A 19,179-nucleotide genomic window follows, 5' to 3' on the forward strand; every position below is an offset into this window, starting at 1 on the left:
TTATCGTTATTTTCGTAGCAAACATACAGAATAAAATGACAATAAGCGAAGTAATTTCAAAAATAGAGCACCGCATTCCGCTGCAGCAGGCAGAAGATTTTGACAATGTAGGATTGCTGTGCGGATCTCCGGACCGAAATGTTAGCGGTATACTGGTGTGCCATGATGCATTGGAGAATGTGGTGGATGAGGCTATTCAGAAAAACTGCAATCTGATCGTATGTTTTCATCCCATTATTTTTTCAGGATTAAAATCGCTGACAGGAAAGAATTATGTGGAAAGAGCCGTGTTAAAAGCGATTGAGAATAAAATTGCCATCTACGCCATTCATACGGCATTTGATAATGATTTCTTTGGCGTCAATCATGGAATCTGCAGCCAGCTGGGATTGAAGGATCTGAAAATTCTTCAACCTAGAAAAAATAATTTAAAACAGCTGACGGTCTTTGTCCCGAAAGATCAGTCTGAACAGGTAAAAGAAGCCCTTTTTTCTGCAGGAGCGGGAAATATAGGGTTTTATGACGAATGCAGTTTTACCCTCAACGGAAACGGAACATTCAGGCCCACGGAAGGGTCGAATCCATTCTCAGGACAGCAAGATGTTCGTGAAAATGTAGATGAAGATATGATTTCTGTGATTTTTGAAAGCTATAAACAGGGAAGGATCATCTCAGCGATGAAAGCCGCGCATCCATATGAAGAGGTTGCTTATCAGATTTATCAACTGGAGAACGAGAACCAGCATACAGGTTTGGGAATGTATGGTGATCTGGAAGAGGAAATGGAGGAACAGGATTTTTTAAGATTCGTTAAAGAAAAATTCGGACTGGAAGTGATCAAGCATTCTGATTTTACCGGTAAAAAAATCAAAAGGATAGGTGTTCTCGGAGGTTCGGGGGCGAGTGGAATCAAAGCTGCATTATCCCAGAAATGTGATGCTTACCTTACCGGAGATATTAAATACCACGACTATTTTCTGGCAGAATCCAAAATGATGATCTGTGACATAGGCCATTATGAATCAGAACAATTTGTAACTCAACAATTATTTGAAATTTTATCACAAAAATTTAGTACATTTGCAATTTCAAAATCTATTGAAAAAACAAACCCAGTAAATTATTTCATTTAAATATGGCAAAAACCAACGATATTTCAGTTGAAGAAAAATTAAGAGCTTTATACGATTTGCAGATCATTGATTCAAGATTGGATGAAATCCGAAATACCAGAGGAGAATTGCCAATTGAAGTTGAAGATCTTGAAATTGAGATTGAAGGACTTGAAAAAAGAGCTGAAAAATTTCATGCAGATATCAAAGATCAGGACGATCAGATCAAAACTAAGCATGAAGTGATTAACCATGCAAAAACTTTAATTGAAAAATACAAATCTCAGCAGGATAATGTAAGAAACAATAAAGAGTTTGAAGCATTAGGAAAAGAAATGGAATTCCAGGATCTGGAAATTCAGCTTGCTGAAAAAAGAATTAAAGAATTCGGAGCTAAAATTGCTCACAAAAATGAAACTTTAAGCGAACTTAACGGAAAAATAGATGATCTTAAAAACCATTTAAAATTCAAAAAAGAAGAATTGGATGGTCTTGTATCTGAAACTCAAAAAGAAGAAGAATACTTAATAGAGCAGTCTAAAGAGTATGCAGGTAAGATCGACGAAAGATTACTGGCTTCATATAACAGAATCAGAAAGAGCTCTATCAACGGACTTGCTGTAGTAGGATTGGAAAGAGGGGCACCGAAAGGTTCATTCTTCACGATTCCTCCTCAGAAGCAGATGGAAATCGCTCAGAGAAAGAAAATTATTATCGATGAGCATTCAGGGAAAATCCTGGTGGATGACGAATTGGTAATGGAAGAAAACGACAGAATGAAATCCGTAATTAAATTTTAATTAGGATTCAGACCATACAAAAAGTGCTTCAGTAATGAGGCACTTTTTTTGTTTATAGGGTTAATCTATAGGTATTCAATATAGACGGGCTTTAGCCCGTTGTTTTATCCTGTAAACGAAACAATTCCATTTATTTCGATGGCCTTAGAAACACTTAGTCATTATTAAAATTCAACAGGAATGGGCTTTAGCTCGTTTATATTGATCCCCATCAATTTAATACCTAGCCAAAACATAAAAAAAAGCTGCTTCTCTTGAAACAGCTCATTGTATTTTTAATCGTGATGCTCATACATTTTATTGTATAGATCCATAAATTTCTCTTTGACCGCTTTTCTTTTCAGCTTTAAAGTAGGCGTTAGAAGCCCTGTCTCTATGGCCCAGACTTCCGGAGTAAGCTCAATTCTTTTGATCTTTTCCCAGTTTCCGAGGTGTTCGTTGATGCCTTCTATTTCTTTTTCAATTCTTTCTTTTAATTCAGGGCTTTTGGCGATTTCTGCCGGAGTAGAACCAATATTCAGGTTATTTCTCATGGCCCAGTTTTTAGCAAATTCAAAATCAGGCTGTACCAGTGCACACGGCATTTTTTCACCGTCACCTACCACCATGATCTGCTCTATGAATTTTGAAGCTTTCGCTTGGTTTTCAATAGTTTGTGGGGCAATGTATTTTCCGCCTGAAGTCTTGAACATCTCTTTTTTACGGTCGGTGATCTGAAGGAATCCTTCTGCATCAATATGCCCGATGTCTCCTGTTCTGAAAAAGCCGTCTTCCGTAAAAGCTTCTCTGGTCATTTCTTCAGCTTTAAAATAGCCTTTGAAAATAGAAGGGCCTTTTACCGTAATTTCACCATCTTCCTGGATTTTCACCTGTAGATTATCTAATGGTGCACCAACGGTTCCTACCTTCATTTTCTCAAAACTGTTAACCGCGATTACCGGTGAAGTTTCTGTCAGTCCGTAGCCTTCCAGAATAGGAATTCCTGCATTCTGGAACATCATATTCAGTCTTGTAGACAAAGCAGCAGAACCGGAAACCAGTGTGATGATTTCGCCTCCCATACCTTCTCTCCATTTGGAGAATACCAGCTTATCGGCAATGATTTCCTGCAGTCCGGATGGTTTTGAGATCGTTTTCTTTTTACTGATCAGATTTAATGCCCAGAAGAATATTTTAGATTTCAGACCTCCCGCAGAAGAACCTGTATTGTAGATTTTATCGTATACTTTTTCTACCAGTCTCGGCACCACAGTCATATAGTGAGGTTTCACTTCTTTGATGTTTTCCCCCATTTTATCGATGCTTTCAGCAAAATAGATGGAAAATCCATTGTATTGATACAGATAGAAAAGCATTCTTTCGAAAATATGACAGATCGGAAGGAAGCTCAATGCTCTGGAATCTTTGTAATCCAGGCTTTTTCGTTTAGGAATTCTTGGAATTGAACCCAGAACGTTGGAAACGATATTATGGTGGGTCAACATTACTCCTTTGGGTCTTCCCGTTGTTCCGGAAGTATAAATAATCGTAGCCAGATCCTCTGAATTGATGGCATTGGAAAGGTCTTCCACTTCAATTTGGGTAGAATCATCTTCCCCAAGATCCAGAATTTCTCGCCAGTTAGCGGCTCCGCTTATCACATCGAAAGTAAAAACACCCTGTAAAGAGGGAATATTATGTTTCACCTTCATCACTTTCGTCAGAAGTTCTTTATCGGACACAAAGCAATACTGTATTTCAGCATTATTAAAGATAAATTCATAATCTTCAGCAGAAATACTCGGATATACAGGTACGGAAACTACACCGATCTGAGAAAGTCCAAAATCCATCACCGCCCATTCTGTACGTGAATTGGTGGTGATCAGAGCAATCTTATCTCCCGGCTTTATCCCCAGTTTCAAAAGTCCTCTGGATATTTTATTTCCCTGATTGATAAACTCTAACGTTGAAGTTTTTTTCCATTCGCCCTGATATTTAGTAACAAACATATCCGTTTTAGGAAATTTTTCTAAAGCGTAGTGTGGAATATCGAATAATCTTTTGATCGTCATGATTTTTTAAGCAATTTTTAAAGAATTTTAAATATAAGCATTTTTTTTAATTGTAGTAATCAGAAATCACCAATTGAAAATTAATTGAATGCCTGCCATAATATCAGGAGGTTTTCAGCTGTTATACAACTGAAATTTGAAACTAGCCACCCCCAACTTCTAACTTCTCATTTCTAACTTCTAATTCTATTTTCAGATTTCGTTAAAAAGTGTAAATTTACGGCTATCTAATTATTATTTTTTATGGACTTTAATTTATCGGAAGAACAGCTGATGATTCAGCAGGCTGCAAGAGATTTTGCACAAAATGAACTATTACCCGAAGTTATCGAAAGAGACCGCGAGCAGAAATTCCCTACAGAGCAGGTAAAGAAAATGGGGGAGATGGGACTTTTGGGAATGATGGTGGATCCTAAATACGGAGGGGCTGGTATGGACAGTGTTTCTTACGTCCTAGCAATGGAGGAGATCGCAAAAATAGATGCTTCTGCAGCTGTGGTAATGTCTGTAAACAACTCATTGGTATGTGCAGGTCTTGAAAAATTTGCTTCCGAAGAACAGAAAGTAAAATACCTTACCCCTCTAGCGAGCGGAAAGGTAATTGGAGCTTTCGCATTATCTGAGCCTGAAGCAGGTTCTGATGCTACTTCTCAAAAAACAACAGCAGAAGATAAAGGAGATTACTACCTATTAAACGGTATCAAAAACTGGATCACTAACGGTGGAACAGCTTCCTACTATATTGTAATTGCACAAACGGATCCTGAGAAAAAACATAAAGGAATCAACGCTTTCATCGTGGAAAGAGGATGGGAAGGTTTTGAAGTAGGGGTAAAAGAAGACAAATTGGGAATCAGAGGAAGTGATACACACTCTTTGATCTTCAACAATGTAAAAGTACCTAAAGAAAACAGAATCGGTGAAGATGGTTTCGGCTTCAATTTTGCAATGGCAGTATTGAACGGAGGAAGAATCGGTATTGCTTCTCAGGCTTTAGGAATTGCTTCAGGAGCTTACGAACTGGCTTTAAAATATGCCAAAACAAGAAAAGCTTTCAAAACGGAGATCATCAATCACCAGGCGATTGCGTTCAAATTGGCAGATATGGCTACTCAGATCACGGCGGCAAGAATGCTATGTTTCAAAGCTGCATGTGAGAAAGATGCAGGTAAAGATATCTCTGAAAGTGGAGCAATGGCAAAACTATACGCTTCTCAGGTAGCAATGGATACCACGATCGAAGCGGTACAGATCCACGGTGGATACGGATACGTGAAAGAATACCACGTAGAAAGAATGATGAGAGATGCGAAGATCACGCAGATCTATGAAGGTACTTCTGAAATCCAGAAAATTGTGATTTCAAGAAGCATCGCAAAATAACAAATATAAAACACACTACTTATGAAAAAAACTTTGTGGATCAGTCTGGGCGTAGTCCTTATTCTGGTAAGCGTATTGGTATGGTACAAATACTTTTTCGTTTTTGGAGAGGGCGTAAAGTCCGGCTACCTGAATTATGCCATGAAAAAAGGCTATGTTTTCAAAACCTACGAAGGAAAATTGATCCAGGAAGGTTTTGGAAAAGGAAAAACAGGAACCATTACAAGCTACGAGTTTGAATTTTCTGTAGATGATCCTGAAATTTTTAAGCAGTTGGAAACCAACAGCGGTAAAACTTTTGATCTTCATTATAAAGAATACAATGGAGCACTTCCCTGGAGAGGAAACACAAAGTTTGTGGTAGACAAAGTAGTCAATATGAAATAGAGAAAGGCTCCCATTGGGGAGCCTTTCCATTTACAAACCACTTACTTTAATAATATATAAGCACTTTTTCAAGCGATATTATTCACTTTTAATTTTCGGATTTAACCATCTGATCTGATTTCGTGAACAGGTCAATAAAAGTATCATATACACCAAAATTATAGGATAGCTCCCAAAACAAATGCATCCTTACTCCTTTCAGATTTGTAAACTTCCGGGTCATATTTAAAATTAGTTAGGGTTATCAGAGATTTATTATGCTTGTCTTAATAAATATAAATATAGGAAGAAGTATTGGTTTTAATTTTTTTAATTCCTTAAAAAAATATTAAAAAAATCCATCTTTCGATGGATTCTGTTTTATTGCGGATGATCGCCGGTCGTTTTTTTGTTTTTCTTCTTGTAGAAATAGTATCCTATCCCGCCAATAACAAATAATGGCCATAGAGGAAGGATGAAAAGAAAGACAGATGTGATTACTCCCCAACCGGATGAAATGGCCGCCAGTGATTTTCCACCGAAAGTTTCAGGTTCTTTTTCATCAGCAGATTTATCGGCAAGGGTCAATGTTATTGTACAAAGAGTATTGTCTGCATAGTTATTTCCGGCTACCTGGATGTTCTTGGTTTCAATATCACCGATATTGCTCAGATCATTCATTAAGGTATCAAAATTGCGGATCGGCACTTTAATATCCATATAATATACTCTTTGTGTATTTTCTGAGTAAGAAGATTCCCTTCTGACAGGCTCTGCGGTAATATAGGTAAGCTCTTCACTTTTTACATATCCGTTGTTTCTTACGGTTTCTTCTCTCACCAGTTCTTTTACGGTATCAGCATTGTCTGCTTTTACAGACAGCAATCCGGTTTTTACCATTCTGTTTTTCGCAGCGAGCTCGTAACTGTCGTTTTTTGGTTGGTCTTTGTAGATGATTTTGGTTTCTTTGATCACCTTCGGAGCCGGAACATTCACAACGATCTTTTCAGCTTTTTTCTCTGCCGAATCTTTTTTCTCAATTTTTGATTCCAGTTTGGTAGAGGTAATTTTATCAGACAGAGAATCTACTATTTTTGAGGTGTTTTCTATTTTCTGCTGAATTTCACCTTTTGCATCTTCAAAATCCTTTATTCTGACATTCGCTGAATCCAGAACCTTATTGGCAGTACTGTTAATAGAGTTAACGGTTTCATTGACAGCTGCAGCCGTACTGTCCGCTGCGTGTAAAGTGTCTTCTATCTTTGATTGGGTACCTTCTGCTTTTTTACACATCATAAAAGTGCTGGATACCGCCACGAGTAATATGAACTTTTTCATAACATTATTTTTTTGATGAAGTAAAATTAGGAAGGAGCCGCCCTAGGTCTTTGTAAATGGAAAGTATTGTTTTAGTAAAAGTGTAAGCAATTGAAAAATAGCTTTTTGTATTTGTTTTACAATTATTTTACAAATGATCACCTGTTTTTTTGAGATGCTCGGGAAGTCTATTGTATAGTATTAAATGCTTAGAGCATTCGGATAACGATGAGATGTTTATTGTCTCATTATTAGACTATTATTGTGAAAAATGATAACAAAAATAAAATGTTTATATTTAAATAATTTTTATATTTGTTATTATGGGTTTATTCATTAAAAGTTTTCTTTTTTTAGGTTTTTTTAGCATTTTATTGTTTAATTGTGCTGATTACAAAAATATTTCGCGAATGAACCAAGAAAATAAAAAACAGGAAAATGTAGAATTTACCGAAATCAGAAGACTTAATTCCAGTATTGATCTGAGTGAATACACAGTCATCACTTCCACGAAAGGAATCAAAGATCTATATATGAAACTGAATGATTCAAAATACTCCAGATCTGCACCAATACCGGTTTTGGAGGAAGGTGAGTTTTTTCTGGTCATAAAACCCAAACTTAAAAAAATAAAAAACGGAGATATCGAAATTGAAAAAATAGAACGTAACGGTTCCACTTTAAATGTTTTGTATAAAGAAATAGAAAATCAGGAATATGCGGAAAAAAATCAATCTTCACCCATACTGATCCTGAAAATATTTGACAGCCCTAAAAAAATTAAGCTAACCATAATCTAATATAATGAAACAAAAACTATTATTTCTGACAAGTCTTCTGGTTCTTTCGGGAACAGCTGTAGCCCAGCAGAATACTTGGAGCAGGACCTTTGAGAAAAACGTAAATGTAATAAGGGAAAGAGGGGTAAGAACTTCAGACTACCAACTGGTTAATCTGAATATCAATGAGATGAAACAGCAGCTTTCTCTTGCACCGGACAGAAACAGGCTTTCTTCCGAAAAAGGAATTCTTGTCAAGTTTCCAAACGATCAGGGAACTTTTGATACGTACGAAGTATTTGAAGCATCCACAATGCATCCTGATTTGCAGGCAAGATATGCTGATATTAAATCTTATGTAGGCCAAAGAGTAGGAGATCCTGCTACCAACATCAGATTTACATATGATCCGTATTTCGGTCTGAATGCGGTAGTGAGAGGAATAAAAGGAATGTATTATATAGATTCGTATTCTCAGGATAACAAAACCTATATGGTATACGACAGAAAAAATGCGGTTTCTCAAAGCCGTTTCGACTGTCTGTTTAAAGGAGATTCGCCTTTAGTGGATCTGGTGCCGGATATCCATACTAAAACAGTTATAGATGGTTTGATGCGCAAATATAGATTGGCCATCAGTACCACAACGGAATATACAGCGTATACAGCCCAGCAGGCTGGTGTAGGTGCCGGAACCGATGCTCAGAAAAAAGCAGCTGTTCTTGCAGCGGTTAATTTAGCAGTGGCCCGTCTTAACCAGGTATTTGAAAATGAAATTTCTGTGACATTACAGCTTGTTGACAATACAGATCAGTTGTTTTTCGTTGGTACAGATACTTTTGATGCATTGGATGCCTATCAGATGATTGATGAGAATGTTACGGTGACCAATAACGCAATTGGTGTCAATAATTATGACATCGGGCATGTATTTTTCCAGGCTACTCAGGGTAATGATAACGGACTTGCTTATACTCCGGCAATTTGCGGAAGTGTAAAGGCAGGAGGGGTTACCGGCTCAGCAGCTCCTGTGGGAGATCCTTTTGTGATTGACTATGTGGCGCACGAAATGGGGCATCAGTTTGGAGCCAACCATACTCAGAATAATGGCTGTAACAGAAACACAGCCACTTCAGTAGAACCGGGCAGTGCAAGTTCTATTATGGGGTATGCCGGAATCTGTTCCCCGAATGTACAGAATAACAGTGATGCTTACTTCCACGCGGTGAGTATCCGTGAGATGTACACCAGAATTACCGGAACTGGCGGAAACTGTTCAGTGAATACAGCAACAGGAAATAATGAACCAACTGCGAATGCAGGACCTGATAGAACAATCCCAATGGGAACACCGTTTGCTTTAACCGGCGTTGGTTCTGATCCGGATGGTGATGCAGTGACTTATAACTGGGAACAAATTGACACGGGTGCGGCGACAATGCCACCAAGACCAACCAATACGGTAGGCCCAATGTTCAGATCCATGTGGGGAACAACATCGCCTACGAGATACTTCCCAAGACTTTCAACCATCATAGAAGGATATGATCCTACCATTATTACAGCTTCCAATTTCAAAGCATGGGAAAAGCTGTCTACAGTGGCCAGAAATTTAACCTTCTCGTTCATGGTAAGAGATAACAAGCCTGTGGGCGGACAGACTGGCCGTGATGATATTCAGCTTACAGTATCTACTGCTGCCGGACCATTTACAGTAAGTTCCCAGAATACAGCGGGAGTGGTATGGAATGTAGGAACACCTCAGACCATCACATGGAACGTAGCAAATACCAATGCAGCTCCGGTAAATACGGCTAACGTAATGATCCTTCTTTCAAAAGACGGTGGACTTACGTTCCCGCATACATTGGTAGCTAGCACGCCAAACAACGGTTCTTATGCATTCAATGTTCCGGGTGGTTTAGGAACAAGTTCCACTGCCAGAATAATGATCAAGGCAATTGATAATGTATTTTTGAATGTGAATACCACAAACTTTACAATCAATTCTACATTAGGAATCAGCGAAACTGAAAAAGCGGAACAGGGAATACGCATTTATCCTAACCCTTCGAAAGGTATATTCACCATCGAAACAGAATCAGGAAACGGTATTGCCTACACTGTTTTTGCAATGGACGGAAAATTAGTTAATGCTACGAAAGAGGTGAAAGGTGGTAAGATTCGTGAAGAAGTGAATCTGTCCTATCTTCCTTCAGGTGTTTACATCGTTCAGGTAGATAAAGACGGTCAGAAAATTTCCAAAAAACTGATCATTAAAAAATAAGAGAAGCTTTTGCTATAAAAAGAAACCGTTCAATTTCACATTGAACGGTTTTTTATTTTTAATTAAAAGGAATTTAATCATTATTAAATTCACTGATAAAATGAAGTTTCACATTCGGAAATTTTTCCTGGGTCATATGTATTGTGAATGAAGAATCTGCCAGAAATACCAGTTGATTGTACTTATCTCTGGCAAGGAAACGCTGCTTCAGTCTTGCAAACTCCTTAAACTCCTCAGATTTCTCATCGGCTTCCACCCAACATGCCTTATGCATGGAAAGAGGTTCGTAGGTGCATTTGGCACCATACTCATGCTCCAGACGGTATTGGATTACCTCATACTGAAGCGCACCTACCGTTCCGATGATTTTTCTGTTGTTCATTTCCAGGGTAAATAACTGGGCAACCCCTTCATCCATCAGCTGATCAATACCTTTTGCCAATTGTTTAGCTTTAAGCGGATCACTGTTGTTGATATAACGGAAATGCTCCGGAGAGAAGCTTGGAACTCCTTTAAAGCTTAATTTTTCACCTCCAGTCAGGGTATCACCGATTCTGAAGCTTCCGGTATCATGAAGGCCTACAATATCTCCCGGGAAACTTTCGTCTACAACCTCCTTTTTGTCTGCGAAGAAGGCGTTCGGGGAAGAGAATTTCATTTTTTTACCCTCTCTTACCAATAAATAATTTTCATTTCTTTTGAATGTTCCCGAAACAATTTTCACAAAGGCCAATCGGTCTCTGTGCTTAGGATCCATATTCGCGTGGATCTTAAAAACGAATCCTGTAAAATTACTTTCTTCAGGTTTCACAAGACGCGTATCACTTTCTTTAGGCTGAGGCATCGGGGCAATTTCAATAAATGCATCCAATAGCTCACGGACTCCGAAATTATTCAAAGCAGAACCAAAAAATACCGGCTGCAGATCCCCTGACATATATTCATCACGGCTGAATTCAGGATATACAGACTGTACAAGCTCCAGTTCGTCTCTTAGATTCTGAGCGGCTTTTTCTCCGATCACTTCGTCTATTGCAGGATCATTGATATCGTCAAACTTAACCGTTTCACCTACTTTCTGTTTCTTTTCTTCAAGGAAAAGCTGGATATTATTTTCCCAGATATTATAAATTCCTTGGAAGTCGCTTCCCATACCGATTGGAATGGATAATGGAACTACTCTTAATCCTAATTTCTGCTCCACCTCATCCAAAAGATCAAAGGCATCCTTACCTTCACGGTCAAGCTTATTGATGAAAACAAGCATCGGGATGTTTCTCATTCTGCAGACCTTTACCAATTTTTCAGTCTGTTCCTCAACCCCTTTTGCCACGTCGATAACAACGATTACGGAGTCTACGGCAGTTAAAGTTCTGTAAGTATCTTCAGCAAAATCTTTGTGACCCGGTGTATCCAGGATGTTTATTTTGTGGTCTTTATATTCAAAAGCCAATACGGAAGTCGCTACAGAGATCCCTCTCTGTCTTTCGATTTCCATAAAGTCGGAGGTAGCTCCTTTTTTTATTTTGTTGGATTTTACCGCACCGGCTTCCTGAATGGCACCCCCGAAAAGAAGTAATTTTTCGGTAAGGGTTGTTTTTCCGGCATCCGGGTGGGAAATGATCCCGAAAGTCTTTCTTTTTTGTATTTCTTTGATTAAGTCTGACATAGTGTATTTTGAAGTTGCAAAAATCGGGATTTTTTGCGAGGTTTTCAAATAATTTACTGAATAAATGGGTGAGGGGTACGGGATACGAGATTTCGGGGCGAGGATTCGAGTTTTAGAGTTTCAGGGTTTACTTATTGAGCTGCTGTCTAAACCTCAGTTTAGCTTCTCTTTTTTAAGTAAAATAAAATACCAGCCAGAGTATAAGTCCACAGATTGAAAAGGCTGCTAATATAACGAACAGAAGTGTAAAACCTTCACTTTTTCGATCTATTTTCCATGTTTTCGGATCAATGAAATAGCTATGGAAAACCCGGGGAGCGATTTTCAGGTCCGGCCGGAAAATACTTATTCCCTGCAGGAAATGAGCATATAGCGTATAGCGGTCTTTGACGACATGGAGTGGAAGAGTCATTTCAATATACAAACAGGTAGGGGCTTCTTTTTCAGATTTTATGAAAACTTCGAGCAGCGGAATGATTCCGGAATTTCGGGTGTTAAATGATGAGATGTCAAATTCTTTTCCGCTAGCAACAAGATCGGTGTACAGTACTTTTTTTACAGCTTCATTTTTTGAATTACAATAAAGAATTCCGGTTTCATTAATGATAATTTTATTGGCTAAAAGATTTCTTTTGATGATATAATGCTTTACCGATGGAATCAAAATGCCAAATCCTATAGGGAAACAGATGAGTGCCGGAAAAAGCATGACTTCAATACCTCTTTTGTAAATTCCATACGCGGGAAGAAGGATAAGAAAACCACAGCCGAAAAGCAATACCCCATAAAGAAGTGCCTGAAGCATGAATGTCGGAAATATGCTGATGTTAGATTCCAGACTCTGGAAAGGTTTTTCTGAGTTCATTTTTACTGTGATTGTGATGAATAGGCGAAAATAAGTATTTCCTTTTTTAGTTGCTTAAGGCTTTCAAAAAAATTATCTTTGTTTTCATAAAATTTTTATAGAGAAAAGCATGGAAAATAGCAGGTATCCGAAGTTTACATTCACATGGATTGGTGGGCTTGTCCTGGTGGCAGGATTATTCATAGGAACAATGGCTGTTACCTTTTTTGGAAGCTTCTGGAAAATTGCTTTTAAAGAAAACCTGGAACTGAAAGACTGGTTTTTAATGCTGACGAATGCAGCCGGATTTCTCACAGCGATTGCCTTTTTTGATTTTTTTATTGTGAGACCGAGCACAGGAAAAAAACTGAATTTCAACTTTTCTCCCACGAATTTTTATACCTATCTCCTGATATTTCCTATGATGCTCGGGATGATGTTTATCTCAGAATTTATCACGTCACTTATTCCTGTCACAGGACCGTTTTGGGGAAAGTATTATGAATATTTTGCCCAGCTGATGGAACAGCTGACTTTTGAACCTGTCATCATGATCATCATGACCGTAATTATGGCTCCGATTTTTGAAGAGATTATTTTCAGGGGAATTATCCAGAAAGGATTAATGAATAAAGGAGTAGACCCTAAAAGAGCTATTTTTTATGCATCCGTTATCTTTGGAGTGATCCACGGAAATCCATGGCAGTTTGTAGGGGCGGTATTGCTGGGAGGTGTTTTGGGATTAGTGTATTATAAAACAAAATCTCTGTTGCTGCCGATGCTGTTGCATGGCTTTAACAACCTTTGCTCTTCAATGCTGGTAACTTACACCAAAAGCGAAAGTTTTGCAGATGCTTTGAAAATTTCCGAATGGGTTATTTTAGCCGTTGGACTTGTTCTTTTTTCTTTATTCTACTACCTTTTCATGAAAAAAAATAAAGTACATTACGCTGAAATTTAACAGATAACATGAGTGAACCGTAACAAAAATACGGACAAACGAATTGAGCAAAAATGAATATAGATATGGAATTATTGGTTGCGACACACAACGTACACAAAAAAGAAGAGATCCAGCAGATTCTGGGAAATGATTTTACAGTAAAAAGCCTTACAGATTATAATATTCACGAAGAAATCGTAGAAGATGGCGATTCTTTCAATGCCAATGCCCTGATCAAAGCACAATACTGTTTTGAGAAAACCGGAATTCCCAGTTTAGGAGACGACAGCGGACTTGTGGTGGAAGCTTTGGACGGCAGACCCGGAATTTTTTCTGCCCGTTATGCCGGAGACCACGATTTTGCTAAAAACATCGGAAAAGTTTTAAGCGAATTGGAAGGTGAAGACAACAGAAAATCCTATTTCATTACGGTTTTATGTTATTATGATGAAAATGGAGCCCGCTATTTTGAAGGCAGAGTCCATGGGAATTTACTGACAGAAAACAAAGGTCATAAAGGATTCGGCTATGACCCGATCTTCGTTCCGGAAGGGTATGACATGACTTTTGCAGAAATGAATCCGGAAGATAAAAACAGAATCAGCCACCGTAAACAGGCATTGGATCTGTTCCTGGAGTTTCTGAAAGTAAAAGATTAATTCTAAACCTATGTTTAGATTTTCTGTCGTACATTTGTTTCAATAAACTATTGATTTGAGTACTTATTTAACGATACTGGGCTTTAACTCAGCTATTCCGACCATCAACTCTTCTCCTACAGCCCAGCTGCTGGAAATAGAAGAAAGACACTTTCTGATCGATTGTGGAGAGGGAACACAGGTACAGCTGAGAAAAGCAAAAGCAAGATTTTCAAAGATCAATCATATCTTTATATCACACCTGCACGGCGACCATTGTTTTGGTCTGCCGGGGCTTATTGCATCTTTCCGTTTGCTTGGAAGGGATACTCCTATTCATATTTACGGTCCGAAAGGAATAAAAAAAATGCTGGAAACCATCTTTACGATTACCGAAACGCATCGTGGTTTTGACGTTATTTATCACGAGCTGGATAAAGACTATTCCGAAAAGATCTATGAAGACAGCAGGGTAGAAGTATATACTATTCCTTTGGATCACAGAATATACTGTAACGGTTATCTTTTTAAAGAAAAACCGAAAGATAGGCATCTCAATATGAAGGAAATCGCTAAATACAGCGAAATAGAAAGCTGCGATTATCACAATATAAAAGCAGGAAAAGACTTTGTACTGAGTGACGGATACGTCCTTAAAAATGAAGTGCTGACCCTGGATCCGGCACCTCCGGTTTCCTATGCGTTCTGCAGTGATACCCGTTATCTTGAAACGGTGCTTCCGATCATTAAAAATGTAACCGTTCTGTACCATGAGTCCACTTTTCTTCATGATTTGAAGGAGATGGCGGATTATACGGGACATTCAACAGCTTTGGAAGCAGCAACAATTGCTCAGAAAGCTGAAGTGGGTAAACTTATCCTCGGACATTTTTCAAACAGGTATGGAGACCTTACGGTATTTACGGATGAAGCCAGAAATATTTTTCCCAATACCTTCCTTCCGAAAGCGTTGGAAAGTGTAAAAATTTAAAACCGGTATGCTTAATTTTGAAGAATTAAAAAGCTTTTTGAACGAAAAAGCAGATCAGTACAACAGCCCTGATTTTATTGAAGATGACCCGATACAGATTCCACACCGTTTCTCTTTACAACAGGACGTGGAAATTGCAGGGTTTCTGGCGGCAACTATTTCCTGGGGAAACCGGAAATCGATCATTAAATCTGCAGAGAAAATGCTGGATATCATGGGGAATTCTCCTTATGATTTTGTATTGAATCATTCCGAAAAAGATCTGGAAGCCCTTCAGGACAAAAGTATACACAGAACTTTTAACGGCCAGGATTTTGCTTACTTCATCAGGCAGTTCAATAAGATCTATAAAGAACATGAAAGCCTCGAGAATTTATTTTTAGTAAAAAATCAGGAAACCAGTTTTCTTCATGCTATTGAAAGGTTCAGAAACGGTTTTCTGGAAACGGAGAAGCACAGAAGTCATAAACACGTCAGCTCGCCTTATAAAAACTCTTCCTCGAAAAGGATCATTATGTTCCTGCGCTGGATGGTGAGAAAAGATAAGCATGGGGTGGATTTTGGTATTTGGAAGAATATAGATCAGAAACACCTGTCTATTCCGTTAGATGTTCATACGGGAAATATATCGAGAAAGCTCGGTTTGGTTTCCAGAACGCAGAATGACTGGAAGACCGTTGAAGAGCTAGATATTGCTATCAGAAAATTTGATGAGAATGATCCTGCCAAATACGATTTTGCCTTATTTGGACTGGGTGTGACCAAAGAACTCTTATAACATTAGGAAAGGATGAAAAAAGAAACTGAAAAGACTGAAACAGAAAAAACGGAAATCTTAGAAAAAATAGCGAATGGTATTACGTGGTGGGTAGGCTCTATTCCGTCGCTCATCGTTCATACCTTATTCTTTATCACCTCATTTCTTTTGCCGATGCTCAATTTGGTCGAGTTCGACAAAATGCTTTTGATTCTTACCACAGTAGTTTCTCTGGAAGCGATTTATCTGGCTATTTTCATTCAGATGTCGGTGAATAAAAGCCATGAAAAAATTGAAGATATTCAGGAGGATATCGAAGAGATCAGCGAAGATATTGAGGACATTCAGGAAGATATTGAGGAGATCAGCGAAGACATTGAAGAGATCAATGAAGACATTGAAGACATTCAGGAAGATATTGAAGAAATCAACGAGGATGAAGATGATGAAGACCACAACGAAAGAGCAAAGAACGTAATTCTTAAAAGCAATGTAAGCTCCAACAAAAATGAAATTAAAGCCTTAAAAGATATCATCAGTCAGCTTAAAGATGAAATTGAACAGTTGAAAAAATAAAAGGAATTTGATCTTAAATAAAAGATAGTTGAAATTATCCTAAGAAATACAAAAGCAGGCCTGTACATGATCAGGTTTGCTTTTTTTTATGTATATTTTTCAGTAAAAACGCAACTCTACTATTTTTGTGGAATATATAATTATAAAATAAATTTATTACGAATATATATGGCGAATTATGATGATGTGCTGAAAAAGGATGTTTTAATCGATATTTTTGCTACATTTGAACAAACAATAATAAAATGTTAAGTTATAGATTAAAAAATTACTTTTTAGTTATGCTGTTTCTGCTGACTTCGGTTTCGGTATTCTCTCAAAGGGCAGACCGGAAACCAAAGCCTGAAAAGTTTACTGCAGAAAGTAAGAAAGCAGGTGCATTTATAGATGTAAACGTACCCACTTACCTACCTTCCAGCTATACGATAGAAGATCTTGTAAAGAAAGTGCTGATTTCAGGAGGATCTGTCTGTGCGGCTCCCAATGTGAGCAATGTATCCATTACTCCCAATCAGCTTTCAACAGATACAGAGAGAGCATGGGGATATTTTAACAAAGGAACGACCAGTTTCCCGTTTAATGACGGACTTGTCCTGGTAACAGGAAAAGCAAGAAGAGCCGGAAACGCTCTGGAAGGGCCGAATTCATTAGGTGATGTCGTACCAGGTGCCGGAATGAATGATCCCGATCTGGTAGCAGCCATTAATCCCCCGGGTAACCTTAAAGACATAGTATCCCTGGAATTTGATTTTGTGCCGAATAGCAATCAGGTGAAATTTAATTATTTATTTGCTTCCGAAGAATATACCAGTGGGTATCCGTGTGGTGATTTCGCAGACGGTTTTGCACTCCTTCTTAAAAAAGTGGGAGATCCTACCTATGAAAATCTGGCTATTCTACCCAACGGAGCCGGACCTGTAAGTGTAACGAATATCGTTCCGGCAGGAGTAGGTTGTAGCGCTGCTGACATCAAAAACGAACAGTATTTCGGAGGATTGAATACGCTGAATGTAGAAACCAATTTTATAGGAAGAACCATCCCTCTTAAAGCTGTTGCTACCGTTATTCCGGGCCAGACTTATCATTTTAAAATGGTTTTGGGGGATGCGATAGACAATAGTTATGATTCTGCTGTATTTTTACAAGGGGGATCATTCGATATCGGAATGACAATTGTTGACAATAATGGGAACCCTTTGGGAGAAACCGTGAATATGTGTGACAATGCGCCGCAGGTTTTAAAAGCACAGGTAACAACCGTTCCGGGAATGACGTACAAATGGTACAAAGACGGCGTTCTGATCCCTAATGCAACGAATGCGATATATATTGCTACTGCCCCTGGAGTATATGAAGTGAAAACTTTTGTAGGCGGAACGGAATGTCAGAAAGCAAACATTACAATCATTGGAGGAACGTCTCCAACGGCTCAGAGTGCCACACTCAAACTTTGTGCTACACCGACCTTGAGTACTTTTAATCTGGACAGTGCAAAACCGCAGATCAGTACAACAGCCGGAGCCGTATTCCGTTTCTATGCGAATCAGGCCGATGCACAGGCACAAAATAACAGCTTTATTACCAACACAACAGCCTATAACGGTACAGACAACCAGGTTATTTATGTACTGGTTTCCAATGGAGCTTTCTGTAGCAAAATTGTTACGCTGACATTAAGAAGAGAAGAAACTCCGGTTGCCACCCTTACAGCTCCGAGAGTGAGGATATGTTCCGGTGAATCTCTGATCCTGACAGCTGCAGGTGGAGTAACCTACCAGTGGAGTGACACTTCAACGAATGGAGGAGTAAGAACCGTGAGCCCAACCCAGACGACTACATATACAGTATATGCTATCGGTGCGCAGGGATGCAGATCTCTGCAGCCGGCTACCATCACGATTGATGTTGTTCCTGCCATTGTATCTTCTCTGAAAGGAGGTCAGATCTGTGAGGGCGATATGATTCTTTTGGATGCCGGATCAGGACCAGGATATACCTACGAATGGAATACCGGTGAGACTACTCAGGCTATTACCGTGGGAACTCCGGGAGAATATACCGTAAAGATCAGCAATGGGGTGTGTTCCCAGGAATTTAAAACCCAGGTGATCCGTGCTGTAGTTCCTCAAATTATAAAAGTAGATTATAGCGTTAATGGAACAATGGTTCTTACCGCAAGCAATCCGAGTAACGGAACATTGGAATATTCTGTAGATAACGGTTTTACATGGCAATCTTCCAATGTGTTTTCAAATGTTCCTAAAAATACGGTCATATCGATCCGTGTCAAAGTGAAGAATACCAGTTGTGTAGGATTCCTTGAATATTTTACATTCGTTATGAAGAATGTGATCACCCCTAATGGAGACAAAGTAAATGATATCATTGATTTCAGTGGAGTGAGCGGTTACAAAGACTTTAAAGGTTTCGTTTTCGACCGCTATGGAAGAGAGGTGTTTAAAGCGGCTAAGACCAGACCGTACTGGGATGGTTATTTCCAGGGAAAACGCCTTCCTACTTCATCTTATTGGTATCAGGTAACCTACGAGGACCCTGCCAGTAAGGAGCTGGCTGTGAAAACAGGATGGATCCTTCTTAAAAATATGGAATAAATTTTTATACAATACGTAGAAAGACTGGTATTTTTGCCAGTCTTTTTTTAT

General features: G+C 38.6%; 16 protein-coding genes. 12 read left to right on the plus strand and 4 right to left on the minus strand.

Annotation, left to right across the window (positions count from 1 at the left end; translation table 11 throughout):
* Window positions 1-35 precede the first annotated feature (35 nt).
* A complete protein-coding gene (locus tag LC419_RS10870) occupies window positions 36-1,133 on the plus strand; it encodes a Nif3-like dinuclear metal center hexameric protein (protein ID WP_223607357.1) in 1,098 nt (365 codons plus the stop codon).
* Window positions 1,134-1,135: 2 nt separating this feature from the next.
* Window positions 1,136-1,912 carry a zinc ribbon domain-containing protein gene (locus tag LC419_RS10875; protein WP_223607358.1) on the plus strand — a complete coding sequence of 259 codons (777 nt, stop codon included), beginning with the start codon at window positions 1,136-1,138 and terminating at the stop codon, window positions 1,910-1,912.
* 275 nt (window positions 1,913-2,187) lie between these two features.
* Here the strand turns inward: LC419_RS10875 and LC419_RS10880 are convergent, their stop codons facing one another.
* Window positions 2,188-3,966, minus strand: a complete 1,779-nt coding sequence (locus LC419_RS10880; RefSeq protein WP_223607359.1) for a long-chain fatty acid--CoA ligase — start codon at window positions 3,964-3,966, stop codon at window positions 2,188-2,190.
* A gap of 243 nt (window positions 3,967-4,209) precedes the next feature.
* On the opposite strand from LC419_RS10880, the gene LC419_RS10885 reads away from it, so the two are divergent.
* Window positions 4,210-5,349 carry an acyl-CoA dehydrogenase gene (locus LC419_RS10885; protein WP_072922884.1) on the plus strand — a complete coding sequence of 380 codons (1,140 nt, stop codon included), beginning with the start codon at window positions 4,210-4,212 and terminating at the stop codon, window positions 5,347-5,349.
* A 21-nt stretch (window positions 5,350-5,370) separates the two neighbouring features.
* Window positions 5,371-5,736 (plus strand): hypothetical protein, encoded by a 366-nt coding sequence (locus LC419_RS10890; protein ID WP_047448598.1) that lies wholly within the window; start codon window positions 5,371-5,373, stop codon window positions 5,734-5,736.
* Window positions 5,737-6,096: 360 nt separating this feature from the next.
* On the opposite strand, the gene LC419_RS10895 is transcribed toward LC419_RS10890, so the two are convergent.
* The gene (locus tag LC419_RS10895) at window positions 6,097-7,053 is read right to left on the minus strand and encodes a DUF4349 domain-containing protein (RefSeq protein WP_223607360.1); all 957 of its coding nucleotides are present in this window, start codon (window positions 7,051-7,053) and stop codon (window positions 6,097-6,099) included.
* Between the two features lie 389 nt (window positions 7,054-7,442).
* Between LC419_RS10895 and LC419_RS10900 the strand changes: the two genes are divergently transcribed.
* Together LC419_RS10900 and LC419_RS10905 are read left to right on the plus strand one after the other, a co-directional pair.
* Window positions 7,443-7,832 (plus strand): hypothetical protein, encoded by a 390-nt coding sequence (locus LC419_RS10900; RefSeq protein ID WP_223607361.1) that lies wholly within the window; start codon window positions 7,443-7,445, stop codon window positions 7,830-7,832.
* A gap of 4 nt (window positions 7,833-7,836) precedes the next feature.
* A complete protein-coding gene (locus LC419_RS10905) occupies window positions 7,837-10,098 on the plus strand; it encodes a reprolysin-like metallopeptidase (RefSeq protein WP_223607362.1) in 2,262 nt (753 codons plus the stop codon).
* 73 nt (window positions 10,099-10,171) lie between these two features.
* On the opposite strand, the gene LC419_RS10910 is transcribed toward LC419_RS10905, so the two are convergent.
* On the minus strand, window positions 10,172-11,767 hold the full coding sequence (locus tag LC419_RS10910) for a peptide chain release factor 3 (RefSeq protein ID WP_223607363.1): 1,596 nt from the start codon (window positions 11,765-11,767) through the stop codon (window positions 10,172-10,174).
* A gap of 172 nt (window positions 11,768-11,939) precedes the next feature.
* On the minus strand, window positions 11,940-12,632 hold the full coding sequence (locus LC419_RS10915; RefSeq protein WP_223607364.1) for a hypothetical protein: 693 nt from the start codon (window positions 12,630-12,632) through the stop codon (window positions 11,940-11,942).
* A 109-nt stretch (window positions 12,633-12,741) separates the two neighbouring features.
* On the opposite strand from LC419_RS10915, the gene LC419_RS10920 reads away from it, so the two are divergent.
* The 6 genes from LC419_RS10920 (at window position 12,742) to LC419_RS10945 (ending at window position 19,128) form a co-directional block, all read left to right on the plus strand.
* Window positions 12,742-13,572: a CPBP family intramembrane glutamic endopeptidase gene (locus LC419_RS10920; protein ID WP_223607365.1), complete on the plus strand. Its 831-nt coding sequence runs from the start codon at window positions 12,742-12,744 to the stop codon at window positions 13,570-13,572.
* Window positions 13,573-13,631: 59 nt separating this feature from the next.
* Window positions 13,632-14,213 (plus strand): RdgB/HAM1 family non-canonical purine NTP pyrophosphatase, encoded by a 582-nt coding sequence (gene rdgB, locus LC419_RS10925; RefSeq protein WP_223607599.1) that lies wholly within the window; start codon window positions 13,632-13,634, stop codon window positions 14,211-14,213.
* A 55-nt stretch (window positions 14,214-14,268) separates the two neighbouring features.
* Window positions 14,269-15,183, plus strand: a complete 915-nt coding sequence (locus tag LC419_RS10930; protein WP_223607366.1) for a ribonuclease Z — start codon at window positions 14,269-14,271, stop codon at window positions 15,181-15,183.
* Between the two features lie 7 nt (window positions 15,184-15,190).
* Complete coding sequence (locus tag LC419_RS10935; protein ID WP_223607367.1) at window positions 15,191-15,961, plus strand: TIGR02757 family protein; 771 nt, start codon at window positions 15,191-15,193, stop codon at window positions 15,959-15,961.
* 12 nt (window positions 15,962-15,973) lie between these two features.
* Window positions 15,974-16,516: a DUF1003 domain-containing protein gene (locus tag LC419_RS10940; protein WP_223607368.1), complete on the plus strand. Its 543-nt coding sequence runs from the start codon at window positions 15,974-15,976 to the stop codon at window positions 16,514-16,516.
* Window positions 16,517-16,797: 281 nt separating this feature from the next.
* On the plus strand, window positions 16,798-19,128 hold the full coding sequence (locus LC419_RS10945; RefSeq protein ID WP_223607369.1) for a choice-of-anchor L domain-containing protein: 2,331 nt from the start codon (window positions 16,798-16,800) through the stop codon (window positions 19,126-19,128).
* Window positions 19,129-19,179: the final 51 nt, after the last annotated feature.

It is taken from the genome of Chryseobacterium sp. OSA05B (assembly GCF_019970065.1).
In the GTDB taxonomy this organism is placed as follows: domain Bacteria; phylum Bacteroidota; class Bacteroidia; order Flavobacteriales; family Weeksellaceae; genus Chryseobacterium.